Source organism: Streptomyces triticisoli, from assembly GCF_003270085.1.
Taxonomy (GTDB): Bacteria; Actinomycetota; Actinomycetes; order Streptomycetales; family Streptomycetaceae; genus Streptomyces; species Streptomyces triticisoli.
In genome coordinates this window covers 44917-70372 of record NZ_QFDQ01000011.1, presented here as the reverse complement: position 1 = coordinate 70372, position 25456 = coordinate 44917, and the positions used below count along the sequence as shown (strand labels likewise).

Annotated in this window: 19 protein-coding genes and 1 tRNA gene; 8 read left to right on the top strand and 12 right to left on the bottom strand. The window is 70.2% G+C overall.

What is annotated here, in order from left to right:
• A partial coding sequence (locus DEP02_RS02590; protein WP_112465676.1) for a pyridoxal phosphate-dependent decarboxylase family protein occupies positions 1-1272 on the top strand: 1272 nt, incomplete at its 5' end.
• A complete protein-coding gene (locus DEP02_RS02585) occupies positions 1269-2705 on the top strand; it encodes a lysine N(6)-hydroxylase/L-ornithine N(5)-oxygenase family protein (RefSeq protein WP_112465675.1) in 1437 nt (478 codons plus the stop codon). The genes DEP02_RS02590 and DEP02_RS02585, both read left to right, overlap by 4 nt.
• Before the next feature lie 42 nt (positions 2706-2747).
• Here the strand turns inward: DEP02_RS02585 and DEP02_RS02580 are convergent, their stop codons facing one another.
• Entirely contained in the window at positions 2748-4577 is a 1830-nt protein-coding gene (locus DEP02_RS02580; protein ID WP_112465674.1) for a bifunctional metallophosphatase/5'-nucleotidase, read from the bottom strand.
• Positions 4578-4714: 137 nt separating this feature from the next.
• On the opposite strand from DEP02_RS02580, the gene DEP02_RS02575 reads away from it, so the two are divergent.
• Positions 4715-5434 (top strand): SIMPL domain-containing protein, encoded by a 720-nt coding sequence (locus tag DEP02_RS02575; RefSeq protein ID WP_112465673.1) that lies wholly within the window; start codon positions 4715-4717, stop codon positions 5432-5434.
• Between the two features lie 112 nt (positions 5435-5546).
• Complete coding sequence (gene pyk / locus DEP02_RS02570) at positions 5547-6983, top strand: pyruvate kinase (RefSeq protein WP_112465672.1); 1437 nt, start codon at positions 5547-5549, stop codon at positions 6981-6983.
• Positions 6984-6990: 7 nt separating this feature from the next.
• Here the strand turns inward: pyk and DEP02_RS02565 are convergent, their stop codons facing one another.
• Positions 6991-7770, bottom strand: coding sequence for a helix-turn-helix domain-containing protein (locus DEP02_RS02565; protein WP_112465671.1), 780 nt, complete (start codon positions 7768-7770; stop codon positions 6991-6993).
• 82 nt (positions 7771-7852) lie between these two features.
• Positions 7853-7935: transfer RNA gene (locus tag DEP02_RS02560), tRNA-Leu, on the bottom strand.
• A gap of 102 nt (positions 7936-8037) precedes the next feature.
• Here DEP02_RS02560 and DEP02_RS02555 point away from each other — a divergent pair.
• The gene (locus DEP02_RS02555; protein ID WP_112465670.1) at positions 8038-8712 is read left to right on the top strand and encodes an ANTAR domain-containing response regulator; all 675 of its coding nucleotides are present in this window, start codon (positions 8038-8040) and stop codon (positions 8710-8712) included.
• Between the two features lie 65 nt (positions 8713-8777).
• On the opposite strand, the gene DEP02_RS02550 is transcribed toward DEP02_RS02555, so the two are convergent.
• The 8 genes from DEP02_RS02550 to DEP02_RS02515 all read right to left on the bottom strand — a co-directional run bounded on the left by DEP02_RS02550 (position 8778) and on the right by DEP02_RS02515 (position 18576).
• Positions 8778-9494, bottom strand: a complete 717-nt coding sequence (locus tag DEP02_RS02550) for an ABC transporter ATP-binding protein (RefSeq protein ID WP_112465669.1) — start codon at positions 9492-9494, stop codon at positions 8778-8780.
• On the bottom strand, positions 9491-10486 hold the full coding sequence (locus DEP02_RS02545; RefSeq protein WP_112465668.1) for an ABC transporter ATP-binding protein: 996 nt from the start codon (positions 10484-10486) through the stop codon (positions 9491-9493). Before DEP02_RS02545 ends, DEP02_RS02550 begins: the two co-directional genes overlap by 4 nt.
• A 3-nt stretch (positions 10487-10489) precedes the next feature.
• Entirely contained in the window at positions 10490-12319 is a 1830-nt protein-coding gene (locus tag DEP02_RS02540) for a branched-chain amino acid ABC transporter permease (RefSeq protein WP_112465667.1), read from the bottom strand.
• A 5-nt stretch (positions 12320-12324) separates the two neighbouring features.
• Entirely contained in the window at positions 12325-13257 is a 933-nt protein-coding gene (locus DEP02_RS02535) for a branched-chain amino acid ABC transporter permease (RefSeq protein WP_112465666.1), read from the bottom strand.
• 110 nt (positions 13258-13367) lie between these two features.
• Positions 13368-14597 carry a branched-chain amino acid ABC transporter substrate-binding protein gene (locus DEP02_RS02530; RefSeq protein ID WP_112465665.1) on the bottom strand — a complete coding sequence of 410 codons (1230 nt, stop codon included), beginning with the start codon at positions 14595-14597 and terminating at the stop codon, positions 13368-13370.
• A 288-nt stretch (positions 14598-14885) separates the two neighbouring features.
• Positions 14886-15536, bottom strand: coding sequence for a Tat pathway signal sequence domain protein (locus tag DEP02_RS02525; protein WP_112465664.1), 651 nt, complete (start codon positions 15534-15536; stop codon positions 14886-14888).
• A gap of 129 nt (positions 15537-15665) precedes the next feature.
• A complete protein-coding gene (locus DEP02_RS02520; protein ID WP_112465663.1) occupies positions 15666-16187 on the bottom strand; it encodes a hotdog fold thioesterase in 522 nt (173 codons plus the stop codon).
• 109 nt (positions 16188-16296) lie between these two features.
• Positions 16297-18576: an FdhF/YdeP family oxidoreductase gene (locus tag DEP02_RS02515; protein WP_112465662.1), complete on the bottom strand. Its 2280-nt coding sequence runs from the start codon at positions 18574-18576 to the stop codon at positions 16297-16299.
• Between the two features lie 638 nt (positions 18577-19214).
• Between DEP02_RS02515 and polA the strand changes: the two genes are divergently transcribed.
• Both polA and DEP02_RS33215 read left to right on the top strand, forming a co-directional pair.
• The gene (gene polA / locus DEP02_RS02510) at positions 19215-21941 is read left to right on the top strand and encodes a DNA polymerase I (protein ID WP_112465661.1); all 2727 of its coding nucleotides are present in this window, start codon (positions 19215-19217) and stop codon (positions 21939-21941) included.
• 313 nt (positions 21942-22254) lie between these two features.
• Positions 22255-22674: a hypothetical protein gene (locus DEP02_RS33215; protein ID WP_157977356.1), complete on the top strand. Its 420-nt coding sequence runs from the start codon at positions 22255-22257 to the stop codon at positions 22672-22674.
• Here the strand turns inward: DEP02_RS33215 and DEP02_RS02505 are convergent.
• The gene (locus DEP02_RS02505) at positions 22586-23470 is read right to left on the bottom strand and encodes a DUF4184 family protein (RefSeq protein ID WP_112465660.1); all 885 of its coding nucleotides are present in this window, start codon (positions 23468-23470) and stop codon (positions 22586-22588) included. The genes DEP02_RS33215 and DEP02_RS02505 overlap by 89 nt on opposite strands.
• Before the next feature lie 193 nt (positions 23471-23663).
• Here DEP02_RS02505 and DEP02_RS02500 point away from each other — a divergent pair, with 193 nt between their 5' ends.
• Positions 23664-25451: a lytic transglycosylase domain-containing protein gene (locus DEP02_RS02500; RefSeq protein WP_112465659.1), complete on the top strand. Its 1788-nt coding sequence runs from the start codon at positions 23664-23666 to the stop codon at positions 25449-25451.
• Positions 25452-25456 lie beyond the last annotated feature (5 nt).

Below are 25456 nucleotides of genomic sequence, written 5' to 3'. Positions count from 1 at the left end.
GCCCGCGGCGGCCCGCTGCCCGCAGGCGGCCCCGAGGCGGTCGCCGCCCGGACGCGCGACGCCGTGGGAGACATCCTGCCCGAACACGGCGACCCCGACGCCCTGCGCACCCTCGTACACGCCCTCGCCGAAGGCGCCGCCGACCCCGCCGACCCACTGTGCGCCGCCCACCTGCACTGCCCGCCGCTCGCCGTCGCCACCGCCGCCGACCTCGCCGCCACCGCCCTCAACCCCTCCCTGGACTCCTGGGACCAGGCCCCCGCAGCCTCCGAACTCGAAGCCCTCGTCACCCGGACCCTCGCCCACGAGACCGGCCTCGCCGACTCCGTCGTCACCACCGGCGGCACCGAGTCCAACCAACTCGCCCTGCTGCTCGCCCGCGAGACCCACGGCGGCGGCATCCGCCTCGTCTGCGGCGCCAACGCCCACCACTCCCTGCCCCGCGCCGCCTGGCTGCTCGGCCTGCCCGAACCCGTCATCGTGCCCGCCCCCACCGGCACCATCGACCCCGCCGCCCTGCACGACACCCTCACCCGCCTCGCCGGCCCCCGCGGCTCCCTCCTCGTAGCCGCCACCGCCGGCACCACCGACGCCGGCCTCATCGACCCCCTCCCCGAGATCGCCGGACTGTGCGCAGCCCACGGCGCCCGCCTGCACATCGACGCCGCCCACGGCGCCGGACTGCTGTTCAGCGAACGTCACCGCGACAAGCTCACCGGACTCGAAGCCGCCCACACCATCACCCTCGACCTGCACAAACTCGGCTGGCAGCCGGTCGCCGCCGGACTCCTCGCCGTCCGCCGCCCCCGCGACCTCACCGTCCTGCACCAGCACGCCGACTACCTCAACGCCGACGACGACACCGAGGCCGGCCTGCCCGACCTCCTCGGCCGCTCCCTGCGCACCACCCGCCGCCCCGACATCTTCAAGATCGCCGTCACCCTCAAGACCCTCGGCCGCAGCGGCCTCGGCGCCCTCGTCGACCAGGTCTGCGCCCGCGCCCGCGAGCTCGCCGACCTCATCCACGACCACCCCGGCCTCGAACTCCGCGACCGGCCCACCATCAGCACCGTCCTGTTCCGGCCCGCCGACGCCACCGACGACACCGTCGCCGCCGTACGCCGCAGACTCCTCACCGAAGGCCGCGCCGTCCTCGGCCGCGCCCGCCTCGACGACCGGCTCTGGCTCAAGACCACCCTCCTCAACCCCGACACCCGGCCCGAAGACCTGGCCGCCCTGCTCAAACTGGTGGAAGGAAGCATCCCCGGATGAACCAGCCCCCGACGGACCAGCCGCACCACACCCCCCACACGCCCCACACCCCCTACGACCTGGTCGGCATCGGCATCGGCCCCTTCAACCTCTCCCTGGCCGCCCTCGCCCACCCCCTCACCGAACTCCGCACCGCCTTCTACGAACAACGCCCCCACTTCCACTGGCACCCCGGCCTGCTCATCGACGACGCCCGCATCCAAGTACCGTTCCTCGCCGACCTCGTCACCCTCGCCGACCCCGCCAGCAACTGGTCCTTCCTCAACTACCTCAGAGCCCGCGACAGACTCTTCCCCTTCTACTTCGCCGAACGCTTCCACATCCAGCGCGCCGAATACGACGCCTACTGCCGCTGGGTCTCCGAGAACCTGCCCGCACTGCACCACGGCCACCAGGTCGACGCCATCCGCTGGAACCCCGAACACCACGTCTTCGAAGTCGACTTCACCCAACTCGACACCCACGGCAAAGCCCAGGCCCTCGGCCGCGCCCACACCCGCAACGTCGTCCTCGGCATCGGCACCGAACCCCACGTACCCGCCCCGTTCAAACCCTTCACCGACGCCCCCGGCGTCCCCGTCGTCCACGCCGCCGACTACCTCGAACACCGCGACACCCTCCTCGCAGCCGGCCACATCACCGTCGTCGGCTCCGGACAGTCCGGCGCCGAAGTCTTCCTCGACCTGCTGCGCCACCGCCCCGCCGGCGACGAACGACTCCGCTGGATCGGCCGCACCGAGGCCTTCGCCCCGATGGAGTACTCCAAACTCGGCCTGGAGCACTTCACCCCCGACTACACCCGCTACTTCCACGCCCTCGCCGAACCCGTGCGCGACCGGCTCGTCGCCGCACAGTGGCAACTCCACAAGGGCATCGGCGCCGACACCCTCGCCGCCATCCACGACGAGCTCTACCGCCGCACCCCCGACGGCGGCTGGCCCGACGCCGTCCTCACCCCCGGCGTCCGCGTCCGCACCGTCGGCCGCCTCGCCACCTCGCAGCTCGAACTCCACGTCGAACACGTCCAGCAGGGCACCCGCACCCGCCTCACCACCGACGCCGTCGTCCTCGCCACCGGCTACCGCGAACGCCCCCTCGCCCCCCTGCTGACCGCCCTCGAACCCCACCTGCACCGCGACAGCAAGGAACGCCCCCGCGTCGACGAGCAGTTCCGCCTCGCCCTGGACCCCTCCATCACCACCACCGGCTGCCACATCTACGTACAGAACGCCGAACGCCACACCCACGGCGTCGGCGCCCCCGACCTGGGCCTCGCCGCCTGGCGCAGCGCCACCATCCTCAACACGGTCACCGGCACGGAGACGTACCCGCTGCCCGCCCGCACCGCCTTCACCACCTTCGGCCTCGAACAGAAACAGCCCCAGATCCCGCCCACCCGCCAGATCAAGGCACTCCTGGCGGACGGAATCTGAGACCGCCCCCGCACACCCCCGCGCGGACAGGCGGACAGCCGGTCAGAACACCGGCGTGCCCTCACGGGTCAGCCGCCAGTCCACCGACGCGAAGTCCTCCGGATCCAGCACACCCTTCGCCGTCACCCACTCCGCGATCCGCGTGCGGATCTCCGTCGACTCCGACCACAGCTCCCGCGCCGAGGCCACATGCGGGAACGCGCCACCGCCGTTGGCCCGGTAGTTGTTCACCGCCATCACGAACTGCTGCCCGTCGTCCAGCGCGGCACCGCCGTACGTCAGGTTCCTGATCCGCGAACCGGCCGGCTGGGCGATGTCGATGTCGTACCGCAGCCCCGACACATAGTCGTAGTTGTAGTCCGGGCGGTTGTTCGCGTTCGTCAGCCCGTCCACGTCGACCGGCGCGCCGGCCGGCGTCCGCACGAAGTACTCCGCCGAGTACTCCAGGTACGCCCGCACCTGGGCGCCCGTCATCAACTTGGCGACCAGCGTGTTGTCGTACACGTACAGGCTGGACAGATCCCGGATCGTCACATCGCCGGCCGGGATCTCCGAAGTCCGCGAGAAGGGGGAGGCCTGCGCGATGACGGGCAGCGCGGCGTACTGCGTACCCGCCAGCGCGGCCTTCACCACATCCTCCTGCACCTTGGTGATCAGATCGATGATCGGGGCGTCCCGGTAGCGGGCGTCCACCGTCGTCAGGGTCTGAGTCGCCCGGCCGACCACCTGGTTGACGTACCCCACCACCTTCGCGTGCTCGTCCCCCAGCAGCCTGGTGATCCTCGGGTCGTCGGCGACCGTGTTGGAGTCGCGCAGCGAGGCGGAGACCGACTCCACCTCCCACCGACCCCTGACGAACACCAGCTCGATGTCGAAGAGCGTCAGCCGCTCGGCGTAACACAACGGCTCCGACAGCACGACCGTCCGGCCCGTCTTCTCATTGGTGACCCTCAGCTCCGCGATCTCCTTGTGCGCGTGGCCCACCAGGATCGCGTCGATACCCGGCACCAGCCGGGCGACGTTCGCCGCCGCGTCCTCCACCCACGGCAGCTGATCACCGTACGACGACGTGCCGGACGTACCCGAGTGCGCCGACACGATCACCACGTCCGCGCCCATCGACCGCAGCCTCGGCACCCACTTCGCGGCCTGCTCCTCCAGCCCCGGGAAGTCCAACCTGCCCTGGACATGGGCCTTGTCCCAGATCGCGACACCCGGGTTGGTCAGACCCAGCACGGCGACCGTCACCGGCGGCAGGCCCGGCTGCTTGAACTTCTTGATGAAGTACGGCGGGAAGGCCGGCTTCTGGGTCCGGTGATCCACCACGTTCGCACCCAGCAGCGGGAAGTCGCACTGCTGCTCGAACCGGCGCAGCGTCTCGATACCGTAGTTGAACTCGTGGTTGCCGAGCGCCACCGCGTCGTACCCGATGGCGTTCATGGCCTTGGCCATCGGATGCACCGGGCCGCCCTCGGCCGTGATCGGATCCACCTTCGCGTAGTAGTACGTCAGCGGAGTGCCCTGAATGGTGTCACCGGCGTCCAGCAGCAGCGTGTTCCCACGGCCCCTCTCCTCACGGACCTGGTTCACCAGCGTGGAGATCCGGGCCAGACCCTGGGCGTTGCCGGCCGCGTCGGCGTACTCCCCGTCCTTGAAGTAGTCCCAGTTGAAGACACGCCCGTGCAGGTCGGTGGTGCCCATGACGGTGAGCGAGTAACGCTTGCCCGGCTTCCCGGGCTTCCCGGCCGCCGCGGGGGCCTCGGGGGTTGCGGCCGGCGCTGCCTCGGCCACCGGAGCCACCGCGCCGGCCAGCGCCACCCCCGCCCCGGTCACGGCGGATCTCGTCAGGAACTTCCGGCGGTTCAGCGACATGTCTGGGTCTCCCGGTGAAAAGGTCGATGACGCGCGTAGATTCTGGCGGCCTGCAGCGCACCACAACATCCCCGGGAGATTGCGATCCGGTGACCAACGGGGGCAGGGGGCCGGGCAACGGTGACAGAGTGGGACGTATGACGTCAGCCCCCGCCCCCGAACCCGGCCCCGCCGTCCCCTACGGCACCCCCGACGCACCCCGCATCGCCGTCCGCGGCGAAGCCCACCTCGAAGTCGACCCCGAGATCGCCCGCATCGGCATCACCGTCACCGCCCGCGGCAAGGACCGCCGTTCCGCCCTCGACGACCTCACCCGGCGCAACACCCGCGTCATCGACCTCGTCAAGTCCTACGGCCCGGCCGTCGAACACCTGGAGACCGGCACCTTCTCCATCACCCCCGAACTCACCCGACACGGCCGCGGCGAACGTGTCCGCACCCATCACGGCACCGTCCACCTCACCGTCGAACTCTCCGACTTCACCACTCTGGGCGAACTCACCACCCAACTGGCCGACTTGGAACTCACCCGGGTGGACGGACCCTGGTGGGCACTGCGCCCCGACTCACCCGCCCACCGCCAGGCACGACAGCAGGCCGTGCGCGAGGCCGTCCAACGAGCCAGGGAATACGCCGAAGCACTCGGCACCACACTCGCCGCCCTCGTCGAAATCGCCGACATCGGCGCGGAGAACGCCCGGCCCATGCCGCCGGTCCCGGGCGGTATGCAGATGACGAGGTCCTACGGCGCACCCACCCCACAGGAGGAGACCGCACCCCTGAACCTGGAACCGGAACGACAGCACGTGTACGCGCAACTCAACGCGCGATTCACCATGACACCGCCCAAACTGTAGTCAGAGCACCGCCCGCACAGTCCAACAGTTGTCAATACCCCTGCGACCAAAGGTTGTTGAACAGTCACGACACACCGCATCACTACCAACTGGTAAGGCCTAGGGTCACATCATGCGCCGAGCAAAGATCGTCTGTACTCTCGGACCAGCCACTGACACGTACGAGCAGATCAAAGCCCTGGTCGACGCCGGAATGGACGTCGCCCGCCTCAACCTCAGCCACGGCGACCACGCCGAACACGAGCAGCTCTACCGGCACGTACGCAGGGCCGCCGACGAAACCGGCCGCAGCGTCGGAATCCTCGCCGACCTCCAGGGCCCGAAGATCCGACTCGGCCGCTTCCGTGAAGGCCCCGTACTCCTCGAACGCGGCGACACCTTCACCATCACCGTCGAAGAAGGCGTCGAAGGCGACCGCCACCTCTGCGGCACCACCCACGCCGGCCTCGCGGACGACGTCACCCCCGGCGAACGCATCCTCGTCGACGACGGCAGGGTCGGCCTGGAGGTCACCGCGGTCGACGGCCCCCGAGTCCGCACCAGAGTGACCGAAGGCGGAGTGATCTCCGACCACAAGGGCCTGAACCTCCCCGGCGTCGCGCTCTCCGTCCCCGCCCTGTCCAAGAAGGACGAGGACGACCTGCGCTGGGCACTGCACACCGGCTTCGACGTCATCGCCCTGTCGTTCGTCCGCAGCGGCCGGGACATCCTCGACGCCCACCGCGTCATGGATGACGAGGGCCGCCGCCTCCCCGTCATCGCCAAGATCGAGAAACCCCAGGCGGTGCAGGCCATGGAGGACATCGTCTCGGCCTTCGACGGCATCATGGTCGCCCGCGGCGACCTGGGCGTCGAAATGCCCCTGGAACAGGTGCCCATCGTCCAGAAACGCGCCATCAAACTGGCCAAACGCAACGCCAAACCGGTGATCGTCGCCACCCAGATGCTCGACTCGATGATCACCAGCTCCCGCCCGACCCGCGCGGAGGCCTCCGACGTGGCCAACGCGGTCATCGACGGCACGGACGCGGTGATGCTCTCCGGCGAGACCAGCGTGGGCAAGCACCCGGTACAGACGGTCAGGACGATGGCCCGCATCCTCACGGCAGCCGAGGACGACCTCCTCGCCAAGGGCCTGCCGCCCCTGACCGAACGCAACAAACCCCGCACCCAGGGCGGCGCGATGGCCCGCGCGGCAGCGGAGATCGGCGACTTCCTCGGCGCCAGGTTCCTGGTCGCCTTCACCCAGTCGGGCGACACCGCCCGCCGCCTCTCCCGCTACCGCTCACCCATCCCCTTGCTGGCCTTCACCCCGGAGCCAGCCACCCGCTCCCAGCTCAGCGCGACGTGGGGCGTGGAAACGTTCCTGGGCCCGCGCGTGGACACGACAGACGCGATGGTCGAGCAGGTCGACGAGCTGCTCCTGAGACACGGCCGCTGCGAGAAGGGCGACGTGGTGGTGATCACGGCGGGCTCCCCTCCGGGGGTACCGGGCACGACGAACCTGGTCCGGGTCCACCACGTCGGGGAGGACGACAGTCCCAAGTAGGGCCTGGTCAGTGCTTGGGACCGACGTGGGCGTCCATGAGGGCCACGGAGGCTTTGCGGGCGATGGAGATGTTGAACGGATCGCTGCCTCGAGCCAACGTCGTCCACTCGACGCCGACCTTGTCGAGGGTGTCGGCGAAGAGCTTCCGGATGTCGTCCGACTTGTTGGAGAAGAAGTACCGCGGGTACTCGTAGCGCTTGCGCTCTCCGCCGACGAGACGAGTCGTCCAGTTGGTGATACGGCAGCCGTCGGAGTGGATCAGGCCTCGGATGAACTCCCACGGGTGCGCGTCGACGATCTCCTGCTGCCAGGGCTCGAGGGCGATCCGCCGCTCGTGCTTCCTGCCGGGGCCATGCTGGGGGAACATGCAGACCCAGTGCATGGTGTGGGACTTCACCTCGACGCAGCCGGACCTACGACGCTGATTCACACTGGTCAACGGCATCACCTTACGCATGGTCTCCTCGGCGGCGGCGATCAGACCGGTCTGCGTCGCGTCGCAGAAGATGGACAGGTGGTGCTGCTTGTACTTGGAGATGATGTGTCCGTCACCGAGGTAGAGACCGAGCAGGTAGGCGTACGCGATCTGGTCGAAGGTGCGCCCAGTGCACCTGGGGCAGTCACTGGGCCGCTCGTAGACCTCGCCGCGTGCCTTGCGGTCCTCGCTGCGCCACCAGCCGACGGTCCCGCGCGGCACGTTGAGCTGCGCTGCGACTATGCGATTGGGGACGCCTTGGCGCATGAGTGCGACGGCTTGTGCGCGGATCGAAGGGCTGTGCTGTTCCATGCGGCCACTCTGCGTTGCAGATCGTGTCCGTGCGTAGTAAAAAGCGGAGGATCACGCGAACGTGATCCTCCGCTTTCAAGCGTGCCGGGTGCGGGATTCGAACCCGCAAGCCCTCACAGGCAGAGGTGTTTGAGACCTCCGTGTATACCGTTCCACCAACCCGGCGAGGCACTGCGGTGAGTGTACCGGGTGAGCCCAGCTCCGTGCCTCTAGGTAGGCTGCATAGTCAGCAGTAACTGCCCCGCCCTGGACCGAGGAGCGCGCCCCGTGACCGCCGAGTCGCCCCAGCCCGTAGACGTGTCCGATGACGACAAGTCGCACGTGCCTCCGCTGACGACGCGGGTCGTCATCGCCGAGGACGAGGCGCTGATCCGGCTGGATCTCAAGGAGATGCTGGAGGAGGAGGGGTACCGGGTCGTCGGGGAGGCCGGGGACGGGGAGCGGGCCGTGGAGCTGGCGCGGGAGCATCGGCCGGATCTGGTGATCCTCGATGTGAAGATGCCCAAGCTGGACGGGATCTCGGCGGCGGAGAGGATCGCCGAGGAGCGGATCGCACCCGTGCTCATGCTCACCGCGTTCTCTCAGCGTGATCTGGTGGAGCGGGCTCGGGATGCCGGTGCGATGGCGTATCTGGTGAAGCCGTTCAGCAAGAGCGACGTGGTGCCGGCGATCGAGATGGCCGTTTCGCGGTTCACGGAGTTGAAGGAGCTGGAGAGGGAGGTCGCGGACCTCGCCCAGCGGCTGGAGACCCGCAAGCTGGTGGACCGTGCGAAGTCGGTTCTGCAGACGGAGTACGGGCTGGCCGAGCCGGCCGCGTTCCGCTGGATCCAGAAGACGTCGATGGACCGTCGTATGTCGATGCAGCAGGTTGCGGAGGCGGTCATTCAGGACAGCGAGGAGAAGAAGGCGGCGAAGGGTGCTGCCAAGCCTGACAAGGGCTGAGTCGCAGACGTGGGAGGGCCCGCGTCCCCGTGAGGGGGCGCGGGCCCTTCTCCTTCAGTTCTCGTCTAGTCCTCGCCCAGGTACGCCTTGCGTACTGATTCGTCGTGCAGCAGGTCCTGGCCGGTGCCGGAGAGGACGATGTTGCCGACTTCCATGACGTGGCCCTGGTTGGCCAGGGAGAGTGCGGCCTGGGCGTTCTGCTCGACGAGCAGGATGGTGGTGCCCTGGGCCTTGAGTTCGGCGATGGTCGCCATGATCTTCTGCATCATGATCGGGGAGAGGCCCATGGAGGGTTCGTCGAGCATGAGCAGTTTCGGCTGGGACATCAGGGCGCGGCCCATGGCGAGCATCTGCTGTTCGCCGCCGGAGAGGGTGCCCGCGGCCTGCTTTCTGCGTTCGCCGAGGATGGGGAAGAGGTCGTAGGCGCGCTGGATGTCCTTTTCGATGCCGCTTTTGTCCTTGCGGAGGAAGGCGCCGAGTCGGAGGTTGTCCTCGATCGTCATGCGGGGGAAGATGTGCCGTCCCTCGGGGGAGTGGGCGAGTCCGAGGGAGACGATCTGGTGGGCGGGGACCTTCTTCAGTGACTTGCCGTTGAACTTGATCTGTCCGCCGACCGGCTTGAGGAGTCCGGACAGGGTGCGCAGGGTGGTGGTCTTGCCGGCGCCGTTGGTGCCGATGAGGGTGACGATCTGGCCGGCGTCGACGGTGAAGGAGATGCCCTTGACGGCCAGGATCTTGCCGTAGGCGACGCGGAGGTCCTCGACTTCGAGTAGTGCGGTCATCGGTCGTTCTCCTTGCCGGGCGCGGCGTCGGTCGTGGTGTCGGCCTCTGCCTCGGGCGCCTCGGCCGCCTCGGTCTTGGCCGCTTCTGCCTCGGCGGCCTCGGCCTGTGCCTCGGCCTGTGCCTCGGCCTGTGCCTCGGCTCTTTCGACCTCGGCGGCTTCTTCCTCGCCGGGCGCGCCTTCGAAGGGTTCGCCGAGGTAGGCGGCGATGACGCGTTCGTCGCGCTGGACGGTGGCGCTGTCGCCTTCGATGAGTTTTTCGCCCTGGACGAGTACGGCGACGCGGTCGCAGAGGTTCATGATGAACCGCATGTCGTGCTCGATGACGAGGATGGCGATGCCCATGTCCCGGATGGCGAAGATCAGTTCTTCGGTGGCGCGGGTTTCCTGCGGGTTCATGCCGGCGGTGGGCTCGTCGAGGAGGAGCAGGCCGGGGTCGCTGGCCAGCGCGCGGGCGATTTCGAGCTTGCGCTGTTCGCCGTAGGGCAGGTTGCGCGAGAGGTGGTCGGCCTTGTGGGCGAGGCCGACGAACTCGAGGAGTTCCATGGCGCGTTGGCGGGAGGCGGCTTCGGCCTTGTGGAAGCCGGGGCCGCGCAGGAGGGCGGACCAGAGCCCTTCCTTGGTGCGGGTGTGCCGGCCGACGAGGACGTTTTCCAGCACGGTCATGTTGGCGAACAGGCGGATGTTCTGGAAGGTGCGGGCGATGCCGGCCGCGGTGACCTTGAAGGATTTGGGCGGCAGGACCTTGCCTTTGTAGCGGACTTCGCCCTCGGTGGGGATGTAGAGGCCGGTCAGGCAGTTGAAGAAGGTGGTCTTGCCGGCGCCGTTGGGGCCGATGAGTCCGACGATTTCGCCGCTGTTGACGGTGAGGTCGACTCCGCGTACGGCGGTGAGGCCGCCGAAGCGCATGGTGACGCCGCGTGCGTCGAGGATGGTCTCGCCGGGGGTGGTGGCGTCGGGTGCGGTGCCCTGGGTGGTGGTGTCGGTTGTCATGGGTCAGACCCCTGCCTTGCTGAGGACTGCGGGTGCTTCCGTGTTCTCGTGGAACTCGAGCTGGCGGCGCCGGTTGGGGATGAGGCCTTCCGGGCGGAAGCGCATCAGCAGGACGAGTGCGAGACCGAAGGCCAGGAGCTGGTAGTCGCCGAGGAACTGGAGCTTGGCCGGGATGAGGTAGAGCAGGGCTGCGCCGACGAGCGGGCCGCTGATGGTGCCCATGCCGCCGAGGACGACCGCGGCGAGGAGGAACGCGCTGTTGGGTGGGACGACGTGGGCGAACATGTACTGCTCGGGGGTGACGGTGTAGGTGACGTGGGCCTGGACGGCGCCGGCGAGGCCGGCCAGGGTGGCGCCGAGGGCGAAGGCGATGAGTTTGACGCGGAAGCCGTTGATGCCCATGGCGCGTGCGGCGGTCTCGTCCTCGCGGACGGCGATCCAGGCGCGGCCGATGCGGGAGTCGCTGCTGCGCCGGAAGACCACGACGACGACCAGCGTGATGAGGAGCATCAGCAGGAAGTAGTTGGCGAAGCGGGCGATGGTGAACCCGAGGAAGGTGTGTTCCTGGCCGAAGTCGAAGCCGAGGATGTTGATGTTCGGGATGGAGGAGATGCCGTTGGAGCCGTTGGTGACGTCGGGTCCGGAGGTGCCGTCGGTGTTGAGGACGGCGATGCGGAAGATTTCGCCGAAGCCGAGGGTGACGATGGCGAGGTAGTCGCCGCGCAGTCGCAGGGTGGGTGCGCCGATGAGGACGCCGAAGATCATGGCGACGAAGGCGCCGAGCAGTGCCGAGGCCCAGAAGGGGACTTGGATGGGCAGGGGTGAGGAGGGCGAGCCGGAGACCAGGGCGGCGGTGTAGGCGCCGACGCCGAGGAAGGCGACGTAGCCGAGGTCGAGGAGGCCGGCGAGGCCGACGACGATGTTCAGGCCGAGTGCGACGGTGGCGAAGATCAGGATGTAGACGCCGATGGTCGCGTACTGGTCGTCGGACTGGGTGAAGGGGAAGGCGGCGGCTGCGACGAAGGCGCCGATCATGGTGATGTTGCGGTGTTTGGCGGTGATGGCCGAGATGCGGGCCATCAGTCCGGCTTTGAGGAGTGCGGTGAAGCAGAGGCCGACGGTGATGAGGAAGCCGATGAAGAGTTCGCTGTAGGGGGTGCCGATGCCGTAGGTGAAGACGGTGAGGCCGATGGCCATGACCGCGATGATGATGAGGATTTCGGCGTAGGACGGGAGCTTGCCCGCGGGGCGGGCGGTGCCGGTGGCGAAGACCGCCTTGAACGTCTCCCAGCGGTGGGCTGTTTTGTGCTTGAACTGCTCCCAGCGGCTGTCGTCGGGGTCGATGGGGTCGGGTGCGGGGTGTTCGAAGGGGAGGGCCAGGGCGCCGATGAGGGCGGTGAGGCCGGCGGCGGCGGCGAGGTAGCCGCCGGGTTCGAGGTTGACGACGCCGCCGAGTTCGATGCTGATGGCGAGCACCGTGTACCAGGCGGTGGCGAAGGTGGCGAGGGCGGTGAGTTTGATGGCCGCGTCGGCGCCGGCGGGGGTGAGCCAGCCGAGGCCCTTGATGCCGTAGGAGGAGAGGGCGAAGAGGGCGGTCAGAACTCCGCCGATGAGGACGAGTACCTGGAGGCCGCCGGGGTATCCATGGACGGTGAGGTCGCCGGGGAAGGCGGAGGTCCAGGTCCAGGCGAGGAAGGTGGAGGCGGCGGTGAGGAGGGCGCCGCCGGTGGCGAGGGCGCGTCCGATGTGTTCCGGCAGGGGGATGAGCCCGGTGGGTTCGTTGCGGGTGGTGGGGGCGCTGGGGGTTTCGGGTGCGGTGGTCTGTGTGGTCATCGGTGTCACGCCCTGTCCGCGACGCGCTCGCCGAGCAGGCCCTGGGGCCGGAACAGCAGCACGAGGATGAGGAGTACGAACGCCCAGACGTCGGCCCAGGACTGGCTGCCGAACTGGTGCATGCCGGGGATGTCGGAGATGTAGGCGGTGGCGAGGGTTTCGGCGACGCCGAGGACGACGCCGCCGATCATGGCGCCGTAGATGTTGCCGATGCCGCCGAGGACGGCCGCGGTGAAGGCCTTGAGGCCGAGGATGAAGCCCATGCGGAATTCGATCTGGCCGTACTTGAGGCCGTAGGCGACGCCGCCGACGGCGGCGAAGGTGGCGCCGAGGGCGAAGGCGACCACGATGATGCGGTCGGTGTTGACGCCCATGAGTTTGGCGGTGCCGGGGTCCTGGGCGGTGGCCTGCATGCCGCGTCCGGTGCGGGTCTTCATGACGAAGTAGGCGAGGATGGCCATGCTGATCGGGGCGGCGCAGAAGACGAAGATGTCACCGGTCTGGATGGTGACGTTGCCGATCTCGAAGGGGCCTCCGGCGATCTGCGGGAAGGTGCGGGCGGACTTGGCCTCCGGGTACCAGGCCCACACCGCCTGCTGCAGGGCGAGGGAGAGGCCGATGGCGGTGATCAGGGGCGCCAGGCGTGGGCCGCCGCGCAGGGGACGGTAGGCGAATCGTTCCGCCCCGATGGCGACGAGGACGGCGACGATGACGGCACCGAGGAGCATGAGCGGCAGGGCGATCCACATGGACGTGCCGTTCGGAAGTACCCACAGGTAGACCGAGAGCGCGCCGAAGGCGCCGGTCATGAAGATCTCGCCGTGGGCGAAGTTGATGAGCTGGACGATGCCGTAGACCATTGTGTAGCCGATGGCGACCAGCCCGTACATGGATCCCAGTAGCAGGCCGTTGACCAGCTGCTGCGGCAGTTCGTTCACCGCATGTCCTCCGAGACTTCGGATGTTCGACGAATTGTGGCCGGATGCGAGTGTGCGCGGGGCGCCAGTGGATCAGCGCCCCGCGCGGTGTGGTGAGCGGTAGGAGTTGATCAGCCCGTGAAGGTGCCGGACTTGACGGACGTGAAGGCGCCGTTCTCGACCCTGTAGACGGTGAGCTGCTTGTTGGTGGCGTCACCGAACTCGTCGAAGGAGACCTTGCCGGTCACTCCGTCGAAGGAGACGTTCTGCATGGCCTCGGTGACCTTGGCGCGGGCGTCGGAGGGCAGCTTGCCGCCGTTGTCCTCGACGACCTTCTTGACGGCCTCGATGATGGCCCAGGCGGAGTCGTAGGAGTAGCCGCCGTAGGCCGAGTACTCCTCCTTGTAGCCGGCGGCCTTGTAGTCGGCCACGAACTGCTTGGCGGAGTCGAGTTCCTCGACCGGTGCGCCGACGGAGGTGGCGAGGTCGCCGGTGCTGTCGGGGCCGGCCAGTTTGACGAAGTCGGCGTCGTTGATGCCGTCACCGCCGACGAGCGGGATCTTGGCGCCGGCGGCCTTGATCTGCTTGCTGAGGGGGCCGGCCTGCGGGTACTCGCCGCCGTAGTAGACGACGTCCGCGCCGGACTTCTTGACCTTGGTGGCGACCGCGGAGAAGTCCTTGGTGTCGGGGTTGATGTGCTCGGTGCCGACGACCTTGCCGCCGAGCTTCTTGAACTCCTCGGTGAAGGTGCCGGCGAGGCCCGCGCCGTAGGTCTTCTTGTCGTCGATGACGAAGACCTTCTTCTTCTTGGCGTCGTTGTAGACGTACTGCGCGGCGAACGGGCCCTGGATGGCGTCCGTGGTCGAGGTGCGGAAGTACGACTTGTACTGGCGCACCTTCTTGGTCCGCCAGTCGGGGCCCTGGCTGAGGGAGGGGCCGGTGTTGGCGGGGGAGACCTGGACCAGCTTCGCGTCGTCGAAGACCTTCTGCATGGACTCGGAGACGGAGGAGTTGAGGGGGCCGACGGCGCCGAGGACGGTCTTGTCGGCGACGAGTCTGACGGCGTTCTGCTGGCCCGAGGAGGGCTGCGCCTGGTCGTCGAGAGGCAGGATCTTGAAGGTGATGCCCTTGACGAAGTTCTGCTTGTTGGCAGTCTTGGCGGCCAGGTCGGCGGAGTTCTTGATGCCGAGGCCCAGTGCGGACAGGTCGCCGGTCAGCGGGGCGTCGACGCCGATGGTGACGATGGTGCCGCCGTTGCCGGAGTCCGAGCCCTTGTCTCCGCCTCGTGAGCCGCAGGCAGTGAGGGTGAGCGCTCCCGCTGCCAGCGCGGCGGTGATGGCGATGAGCGAACGTTGACGCACGATCAGTCCTTTCCCTGGCGCAGCCTCTCCCCCCTGGAAGAGACCGAGTCGAGCGTCGGTCCGAAGATCTTTCCCGACCGCGCCGTGACTGGCCGTGACTCTAGGCGTGAGCAGCGAACATCGAGGAGGGTCTGAGCGATGCTGTGATGTTCTTGTTATCACCCGACCTAATGCGGAGCGGTAGTGCACGGGCGGAACAGTGGAATTCAGGCCGATTCGCCCGGTCCGGGTTCCAAGAACCTGCAGGAAGCGGAGAGTTGGGTTCAGGCGTCTCGGGCGTTTTGGTAATTACCTGAAATCGTTGCCGCAGGCTACCTGAAGAGCATGGGAGAGGTCCTGCGCGTAGCGTGGGCCGAGGATGAAACTGTGCGCTTGAATTGTTCTTACATTACGCAGTGTCACGTTCAGAAAAGGCAGTGTGGCGCTCTCCGGAACCTCCGTGCATTCCTTTACATGCATGGTGATGACAATCTTTTGTGCGGATCCCGCCTTCGTGCGGAAAGGGGGCCGGGGCTCGGAGGTGACGGAGAGTCCCGCGTACGGCTGGCCGATGTGGGTCACGGTCACGGGCGGGCCGGATCGCACACTGACCAGCACCGCGAAGCTGAAGCTCCTGGCCCCCGTGTCGCCAGGCGGCGTGACCACCGCGTCCAGGTAGGAGACATCGGTGACCTGGGAGGGAAAGGGCGGGGGCGAAGGCGAGGGGGAAGACGGGGCAGAGGGCGCGGGCCGCGGGGTGTGGTCACGGGTGGCGTGGAGGTAACCGCCGCCCGCGAGAAGGAGGATGAGCACGGCGGCCGTGAGGACGGCGCGGCGGTGCCGTTGGTGCAACCGTGCGAGGGGGCCGTGCGCCGGGGTGGTGCGGGGCGGGTCGTCGGGGCCGGGCGCGTCCCACGCGCGCGTGCCCTCGCCCGGTTCGAGCGGACCGATGCCGCTCACCGCGACGGCCCTTTGCCGGCACCGTCGGCCTCCCGTGCCCCCGGCCGGGGGGCTCCTCCCGTTGCCATGCCACGACGTTAGGGTCGGCCGGGTCCGGGAGCAACGGCCGGGGGGAGGCCGCTCGGTGGCTCAGCCGGCCACGGAGAGGCTGCCGGGGCCACCGGAGTTGCCGGGGCCGCCGGGGTTGCCGTCGCCCGGGTTCACGTCGCGCAGCAGGCAGGTCAGGCGGGCGCTGCACACCCGCCGCCCCTCCTCGTCGCTGATGACGATCTCGTACGTCGCCGTCGAGCGTCCCCGGTGGACGGGCGTGGCCACGCCCGTGACCAGGCCGGAGCGGACCCCGCGGTGGTGGGTGCAGTTCAGGTCGACGCCGACGGCGATCTTGGAGCTGCCGCCGTGCAGCATGGAGCCGACGGAGCCGAGGGTCTCGGCGAGGACGGCGGAGGCGCCGCCGTGCAGCAGCCCGTAGGGCTGGGTGTTGCCCTCCACCGGCATGGTGCCGACGACGCGGTCGGCGGACGCCTCCAGGATCTGCACGCCCATGCGGGTGCCGAGGTGTCCGGCGGAGAACAGGGCGGGCAGGTCGATGCCGAGGGCGGCGTACTCGTCGAGGACTTCCTGAGGGAACTTCACGTGGTGCTGCTCGCCCATGGCGTCCGGCTCCGTTCGTCGTTGATCGGCGTGTTGATCGGCGTGTTGAGCGGAGTCGCCGGCCGGGGTCGCTGACCGACGGCTGGCCGACTGCTCACTGAGCGAACGCTCAGTCGGTCGCCGATTGTTCCAGACGCACCACGACGGACTTGCTGGCCGGGGTGTTGCTGGTGTCCGCGGTGGCGTCCAGCGGCACCAGGACGTTGGTCTCCGGGTAGTACGCCGCCGCACACCCGCGCGCGGTCGGATAGTGCACGACCCGGAAGCCGGGCGCCCGCCGCTCCACGCCGTCCCTCCACTCGCCGACCAGGTCCACGTACGACCCGTCGGCGACGCCCAGCGCCCGCGCGTCCTCGGGGTTGACCAGCACCACCCGCCGGCCGTTCCTGATCCCGCGGTAGCGGTCGTCCAGGCCGTAGACGGTGGTGTTGTACTGGTCGTGCGAGCGCAGCGTCTGCAGCAGCAGCCGGCCCTCGGGCAGCTCGGGGTATTCCACGGGCGCGGCGGTGAAGTTGGCCCTGCCGGTGGCCGTGGGGAAGCGGCGCTCGTCGCGCGGGGCGTGGGGGAGCGTGAAGCCTCCGGGGCGGGCCACGCGCGCGTTGAAGTCCTCGAAGCCGGGGACCACGCGGGCGATGCGGTCGCGGATCGTGGCGTAGTCCTTCTCGAACTCCTCCCACGGCACCACGCTGTGCTCGCCCAGCACCCGGCGGGCCAGCCGGCACACGATGGCCGGCTCGGACTTCAGGTGGACGCTCGCGGGCTGAAGCCGGCCACGGGAGGCGTGCACCATGCCCATGGAGTCCTCGACGGTGACGAACTGCTCGCCGCCGGCCTGCAGATCGCGCTCGGTGCGGCCCAGTGTCGGCAGGATCAGGGCACGCGCGCCCGTGACGACGTGCGAGCGGTTGAGCTTGGTCGACACGTGCACGGTCAGCCGGGCGCGGCGCACGGCCGCCTCGGTGACGTCGGTGTCGGGGGAGGCGGCCACGAAGTTGCCGCCCATGGCGAAGAACACCTTCGCCGCACCGTCGCGCAGGGCGCGGATGGCCCGTACGACGTCGTAGCCGTGCGCGCGCGGCGGGGCGAAGCCGAACTCCTTCTCCAGGGCGTCCAGGAAGGCGGGGGCGGGCCGCTCGATGATGCCCATGGTGCGGTCGCCCTGCACGTTGGAGTGGCCGCGCACCGGGCACACGCCCGCGCCCGGCCGGCCGATGTTGCCGCGCAGCAGCAGGAAGTTGACGATCTCGCGGATGGTCGGCACGGAGTGCTTGTGCTGGGTCAGTCCCATCGCCCAGCACACGATGGTGCGCTTCGAGGCGAGCACCATGCGCAGCGCCTCCTCGATCCGCTCGCGCGTCAGACCGGTCGCGGCGAGCGTCTCGTCCCAGTCGGCGGCGCGGGCGGCGGCGGCGAACTCCTCGTACCCGTGGGTGTGTTGCCGGACGAACTCCTCGTCGACCGCGCCCTCGGTCTCGATGACCAGCTTGTTCAGGAGGCGGAAGAGGGCCTGGTCGCCGCCGATGCGGATCTGCAGGAACAGGTCGGTGAGCGCGGCGCCCTTGAGCATGCCCTGCGGGGTCTGCGGGTTCTTGAACCGCTCGAGACCGGCCTCGGGCAGCGGATTGACACTGATGATCCTCGCGCCGCCGGCCTTGGCCCTCTCCAGGGCGGAGAGCATGCGCGGGTGGTTCGTCCCCGGGTTCTGCCCGGCCACGATGATCAGGTCGGCCTTGTACAGGTCCTCCAGCAGGACGCTGCCCTTGCCGACGCCGATCGTCTCCGACAGGGCCGAGCCGGAGGACTCGTGGCACAGGTTGGAACAGTCGGGCAGGTTGTTGGTGCCGAGCTCGCGGGCGAAGAGCTGGTAGAGGAACGCGGCCTCGTTGCTGGTGCGGCCGGAGGTGTAGAAGACGGCCTCGTCGGGGGAGGCCAGGGCGGAGATCTCCTCGGCGACGATGTCGAAGGCCCGCTCCCAGCTCACCGGTTCGTAGTGATCGGCGCCCTCGGGCAGGTACATCGGATGCGTGAGCCGCCCCTGCTGCCCCAGCCAGTAGCCGCTCTTCTCCGCCAGTTCGGACACGGGGTGCGTGGCGAAGAACTCCGGGGTGACCCGGCGCAGGGTGGCCTCCTCGGCGACCGCCTTCGCCCCGTTCTCACAGAACTCCGCCGCATGCCGCTGCTCCGGCTCCGGCCACGCGCACCCCGGGCAGTCGAACCCGTCCTTCTGGTTGACCCGCAGCAACGTCAACGCGGTGCGCCGCACCCCCATCTGACGCTGTGCCATCCGCAGTGTGTGCCCGATGGCCGGCAACCCCGCCGCCGCGTGCTGCGGCTCGACGACCTCCGGCGCGTCCTGAACCGGATCCCCCTTCGGCGCCTTCGCCACCATCGCACGCTCCCCTTCGACCACGCGGACTGAAGACCACCCACGATCTTCCCACGCCGTTTCTTCCCCGAGGAGACGTCGGTGTCAACGACGTTGGAGATTACGGCCGGAGGGAGTCCGCACAGGGCGCGCAGCGGCAAGGAGCGCTGCGGATCGGCGCCGCGGGCATGGGCACGCGCACGGCGACGCCGTGATGCCGGGGCGAACGGGGGCGGGCCGTCGTGGCGGCCCCGCTGGGGGCGCAGGGGGCGAAGCCCCCGCCGGGGTCTGGGGCGGAGCCCCAGGGACGGAACCTCTCCTCCTACCGAGACGGGCGGGCCGGGTGGGCCAAGCCGGGGCGCAGCCCCGAACGGGGTCTGGGGCGGAGCCCCAGGGACGGGACCTCTCCTCCTACCGAGACGGGCGGGCCGGGTGGGCCAAGCCGGGGCGCAGCCCCGAACGGGGTCTGGGGCGGAGCCCCAGGGACGGGACCTCTCCTCCTACCGAGACGGGCGGGCCGGGTGGGCCAAGCCGGGGCGCAGCCCCGAACAGGGGTCTGGGGCGGAGCCCCGGGGACGGAACCCCTCACCCCACCGTGGGTGAGCCCCCGCCCCGCCCGAGGGCGGAGCCGACTGTCAGCGGTCCGTGGCAGGATCGGGGACGTGGCAGATACAGCATCGAAGAAGACCGACAGCACCCCCGGCGGCAGCCGCCCGCGGCTGATGCTCATGGACGGGCACTCACTGGCCTACCGCGCGTTCTTCGCGCTGCCCGCGGAGAACTTCACCACCGCGACCGGGCAGCCGACGAACGCGATCTACGGCTTCGCGTCGATGCTGGCCAACACGTTGCGTGACGAGGCACCCACGCACTTCGCGGTGGCGTTCGACGTGTCCCGCAAGACGTGGCGCTCGGAGGAGTTCGCCGACTACAAGGCGAACCGCTCCAAGACGCCGGACGAGTTCAAGGGCCAGGTCGAGCTGATCTGCGAGCTGCTCGACGCGATGCACGCGGCCCGCTTCGCCGTCGAGGGGTACGAGGCGGACGACGTGATCGCCACCCTCGCCACCCAGGCCGAGGCCGAGGGCTTCGAGGTGCTGATCGTCACCGGCGACCGGGACTCCTTCCAGCTGGTCAGCGAGCACACCACGGTGCTGTATCCCACGAAGGGTGTCTCCGAGCTGACCCGGTTCACCCCGGAGAAGGTCGTCGAGAAGTACGGGCTGACGCCCGCCCAGTACCCGGACTTCGCCGCCCTGCGCGGCGACCCGTCCGACAACCTGCCCGGCATCCCCGGCGTGGGCGAGAAGACGGCCACGAAGTGGATCAACCAGTTCGGTTCCTTCGCCCAGCTCGTCGAGCGTGCCGACGAGGTCAAGGGCAAGGCCGGGCAGAACCTGCGGGAGCACCTGGAGTCCGTCAAGCTCAACCGCCGTCTCACCGAGCTGGAGCGGAGCGTCGAGCTGTCCAGGGAGGTCACCGACCTCGCGCGCACGCCGTACGACCGCAAGGCCGTCGCGATGATCCTGGACACCCTGGAGATCCGCAACCCCTCCCTGCGGGAGCGCCTCTTCGCCGTCGACCCGGGCGCCGACGAGGCCGAGACCACCCCGGTCGCCGCGGACGGCGTGGAGCTGGACGGCAGCGTGCTCGGCACCGGCGAGCTGGCCGGCTGGCTCGCCGAGCACGGCGCACAGACCCTCGGTGTCGCCACCGTTCACGCCTGGGCGCTGGGCACGGGCTCCGTCGCCGAGGTCGCGCTCGCCGCGCCCGGGGGAGCCGCGGCCTGGTTCGACCCGACCCAGCTGGACGAGGCCGACGAGGGCGCGTTCGCCGACTGGCTGGCCGACACCGGCCGGCCCAAGGTCTTCCACGACGCCAAGAGCGCGATGCGGGTCCTCGCCGAGCACGGCTGGCACGTCGAGGGCGTCACCATGGACACCGCGCTCGCCGCCTACCTGGTCAAGCCGGGCCGCCGCTCCTTCGACCTGGACGCGCTGTCCCTGGAGTACCTGCACCGCGAGCTCGCCCCCGCCGCCCAGGCCGACGGCCAGCTCGCCTTCGGCGCGGACGAGGGCGCCGAGGCCGAGGCCCTGATGATCCAGGCCCGCACCATCCTCGACCTGGGCGAGGCCTTCGAGGACCGCCTCCAGGAAGTCGGCGCGGCCGACCTGCTGCGCGACGTGGAGCTGCCCACCTCCGCACTGCTCGCCCGCATGGAGCGGCACGGCATCGCCGCCGACCGCGCCCACCTCGAAACGATGGAACAGACGTTCGCCGGCGCGGTGCAGCAGGCGGTGAAGGAGGCGCACGCGGCGGCCGGCCACGAGTTCAACCTCGGCTCGCCCAAGCAGCTCCAGGAGGTCCTCTTCGGCGAGCTCGCCCTGCCGAAGACGAAGAGGACCAAGACGGGCTACACCACCGACGCCGACGCCCTGGCCTGGCTCGCCGGCCAGACGGAGAACGAGCTGCCGGTGATCATGCTCCGTCACCGTGAGCAGGCCAAGCTCCGCGTCACCGTCGAGGGCCTGATCAAGACCATCGCCGCGGACGGCCGTATCCACACGACCTTCAACCAGACGGTCGCCGCGACCGGCCGTCTGTCCTCCACCGACCCCAACCTGCAGAATATCCCCGTCCGCACCGACGAGGGCCGGGCCATCCGCCGCGGCTTCGTCGTCGGCGAGGGCTTCGAGTCGCTGATGACCGCCGACTACAGCCAGATCGAGCTGCGCGTGATGGCCCACCTGTCCGAGGACGCGGGCCTGATCGAGGCGTTCACCTCCGGCGAGGACCTGCACACCACGGCCGCCTCCCAGGTCTTCGGCGTCGACCGTTCGGCCGTGGACCCGGAGATGCGCCGCAAGATCAAGGCGATGTCGTACGGCCTGGCGTACGGGCTGTCGGCCTTCGGCCTCTCCCAGCAGCTGAACATCGAGGCGGCCGAGGCCCGCGCCCTGATGGACGCCTACTTCGAGCGCTTCGGCGGCGTACGGGACTATCTGCACCGTGTGGTCGACGAGGCACGGGCGACCGGCTACACCGAAACCCTCTTCGGCCGCCGCCGCTACCTGCCCGACCTCAACAGCGACAACCGCCAGCGTCGTGAGATGGCGGAGCGGATGGCCCTCAACGCGCCGATCCAGGGCACGGCGGCCGACATCGTCAAGATCGCCATGCTGCGCGTGGACCGCGCCCTGCGCGAGGCCGGCCTCGCCTCCCGGATACTGCTGCAGGTCCACGACGAAATCGTCCTGGAGATCGCCCCCGGCGAGCGCGCGGCCACCGAGGAGATCATCCGCCACGAGATGCCCGGCGCGGTCCGGCTCAGGGCCCCTCTGGACGTCTCGGTGGGTGTCGGCCCGGACTGGGAGTCGGCGGCGCACTAGCCTGCGCGGCGCGGTGGCGGGGATCCGGGGCTCCGCCCCAGCCCGACGAGGCTTCGCCCCGGAGACCGGGCCAGGGCTCTGCCCCGCTTCGGCCCCACCCGTCCTGGCGGGCAGGGGACACCGCGGTGTCCCCTGCCCGCAGTGCCCGTGGCGGCAGGCCGAGCGCTCTGCGACCCGGAGGCGTCAGCCGGACCCTCGGCGCAGTGGCCCGCCCGGCGGGGACCCCTCCGGGGTGTCCCCGCGAGGCCGGGCCCGTCACTCACGTGGCCCCCGCAGAAACGCAGTCGTCAGCCATGCCCGCCAGGATGCGGGCATGGGTATACGCACGCTCAACCACCGGCCGGCGGTGGTCCGGGCGGACATCGGCGAGGTCCCCGCCGAGCCGCCGCCATCGGTTCCGCCTTTCGCGGCCGACGCGAACACCGCCCGCGTCCCCACCGGCCTGACGACGCCCCTGTGCCGCGCCGCGCGGCACCTCCGCCGCCGGCTGACGCCCGGCGGGCCCGCCCCCGGAGCGACACCCCCCTGGTGGCTGTGGGCCGACGTCGCCCGCGGCTACCTCGCGCTCCTCCTCGCGCACCTGCCCCGGCCGGGCCCGGCCCGGCACGTCACCGTCTTCGTCGCCACCGTGACACCCGCCCCCGTCAGTGACCGCTCCGCAGGCCCGCCCCCGCACCGGCCCGGTCAGGACCGGGGTCACCGGCAGGGCCCCGAGCCGGACGCCACGCCCTGACCGCGGCGGCGTACACCAGCAGCCCCACCAGCAGTCCCGTGCCCGCGCCGAAGCACAGCGTCGGCACCACGTCCCGCACCCTGGCCCCGACGCCGGCCCCGGCTCCGGCCTCCTGAAGGAAGGCCCAGGCCCTGACGAGCCGCTGCACGGCCCCGGCCGCCGCGCAGCCGACGAGCACGGCCCCGGCCCGCCACCGGTCCCGCACCGACAGCGCGGGCACCCCCGCGGGCTCACCCGCCGGCACCCGTCGCAGCGCGCGGACCAGGAAGGCGGCGATCGCGACCGCCGCCACCACCGAGCTGCCGTACTGCAGGTACGTGTAGACCGGCAGGCCCGCCACCTGCTGCCCGAGCACCGGGAACTGCCGCATCCCCCACCGGTCGAGGTGGGTGAACTCGTCCCACACCACATGCGTCAGCGCGCCCAGCGCGGCGGAGACGTACCACCACAGCACCGAGGACGCCCCCACGCGCGCGCGTGGCGCCCCGCACCGCACCAGCGCCGCCGTACGCCCTTGAAGCGGGCGCGGCAGCAGCGCCACCAGCGGTTCGCGCACCACCAGCCACAGCCCCACCAGCGCCCAGGCGATGAGCACATCGAGCGTGAGCACCCCGGGCAGGGAGTGCGTGACCGCGCCGAACTGCATCGCGCCGGGCACGGCACTCGCCGCGTAATAGGTCATGTCGGGCGCGAAGGAGCCCGCCACGAGCACCGCCGGCACCAGCCGGCCCCGACCCGACCCGTCGCCGCGCACGGCGGGCAGTACGGCCGCCGCATGACTGAGTGTGAACGGCAACGGAACTCCTTCAAGAGGCAGTTGACGTTCCAGTATGCGGGACCCGCCGGCGCGGCCCCCGTGTGACGCCTTGTGCGAAACCTCGTGTCCAACCGGTGAAAAACGGACACGAACAGGTGTCGGAGGAAAGGAAGTTGTCGTAGGGTCACCTGCACGGACGGACGCCGGGGCGTCCACGGGAGGGGTTCACTGTATGGCGGCGCACTTCGGCAGCAGGCTGCGCAAGGGAGCGGCGACCACGGCCGTGGCCGCAGCGGCGGTCGCGGCCCTGTCCGCCTCCCAGGCTCCCGGGGTCACGGCCGACGGCCACGGCAGACAGTCCGCCGCCGGGGCGACCCCCACGGGGCCCGAGGCGAACACCGACGGCGCCGCGACCGGCAACTCGCCGTACTACACGGAACTGCCGCCCCTCAACAGCCCCAGCCCGGCGCCCACCACGGGCACCCCCGACGGCACCCCCGTCGTCCAGGGACCGGCCGAAGCCCGCATACCCGCCACCGTCCTCGACGCCTACAAGAAGGCCGAGGCCAAGCTGCGCGAGGCCAAGCCCGGCTGCAACCTGACCTGGCAACTGCTCGCCGCCATCGGCAAGGTCGAGTCCGGCCACGCGCGCGGCGGCAACGTCGACGCGCACGGCACCACTCTCTCCCGGATCACCGGCCCCCCTCTCAACGGCATCGGCTTCGCCCACATCAGCGACACCGACCGCGGAGCCTACGACGGCGACACCGTGTACGACCGTGCGGTCGGCCCCATGCAGTTCATCCCGTCCACCTGGGCCTGGGCGGGCCGCGACGGCAGCGGGGACGGAAAGAAGGACCCCAACAACGTCTACGACGCCGCCCTCGCCGCCGGCCACTACCTGTGCCGCTTCGGCTGGGACCTGTCCACCGCCGCCGACCTCGAACGCGCGATCCTCAGCTACAACAACTCGCGGGACTACCTGAACACCGTCCTGTCCTGGCTGGAGTACTACCGCAAGGGCGCCCACTCGGTGCCGGACGGCACGGGCCCGCTGCCGTCCCGGCGCAGCGACGAGACGGCCGGGGCGGGCACCGGTCCGTCCCCCGGCACGTCGAGCCCCGCACCCGGCAGGACGGCGAAGCCGGGCGGCGGTACGACGAGCCCGAGCCCGAAGCCTTCGGCACCGTCCAAGCCGTCCAAGCCCTCCAAGCCGGCCCAGCCGACGCCGCCGGCCCCGCCGTCCACCCCGGAGGAGCCGGCCCCGGGCAAGCCCACCCCGCCGCCCACGGCCACCGACACCGTGGACCGCCTCGAGGACGCGGGCACGGGCAGGCTCACCGCCATGGCCGGTGACGCGTTCTCCGAGAGGATCAGCACGCGTGCCGAGACGAAGGGCGGCAAGCCGGTCGGCAAGGTCCGGATCCGGTTCACGGTCATCGGCGACACCGACGCCACCTTCACCGGCGGCGAGAAGGTCGCCACGGTCGTCACCGACGCCTCGGGCGTGGCGGTGGCACCCGCCCTCCAGGCGGGCGAGCGGACGGGCGACTTCCGGGTCCACGCGACGGTGGCCGGCCGCATGTTCCCCGGCGTCGCCTACCCGGCCACCGTCACCGAGCGTGCCGCCGACACCCTCACCCGCACCTCCGACACCCCGCTGACCTGCACGCCGGGCGGCGAGTTCGCCGACGAGGTCGAGGTCAGGGCCACCTACAAGGGCGCCGCCGCGGACAAGGTCGCGGCCACCGCCACCCTGATCACGTCGGACGAGGACCCCGCCGAGAACGACAAGGGCCCCCACTTCAAGGACGCCGACGGCAACCCCGCCCGCACCCTGAAGGACCTCCGGACGGACGCCAAGGGCCTGCTGAAGCTGCCCAAGCTGTACGCGGACGACACCACCGGCACGTTCCTGCTCCGCATCACCACAGCCGGCGGCGCGACGCTGACGGTGGAGCTGCAGGTGGATCCGGCGGACCCGGCGAACCCGTCACCGAGCCCGTCGGCATCCTCGTAGCCGGC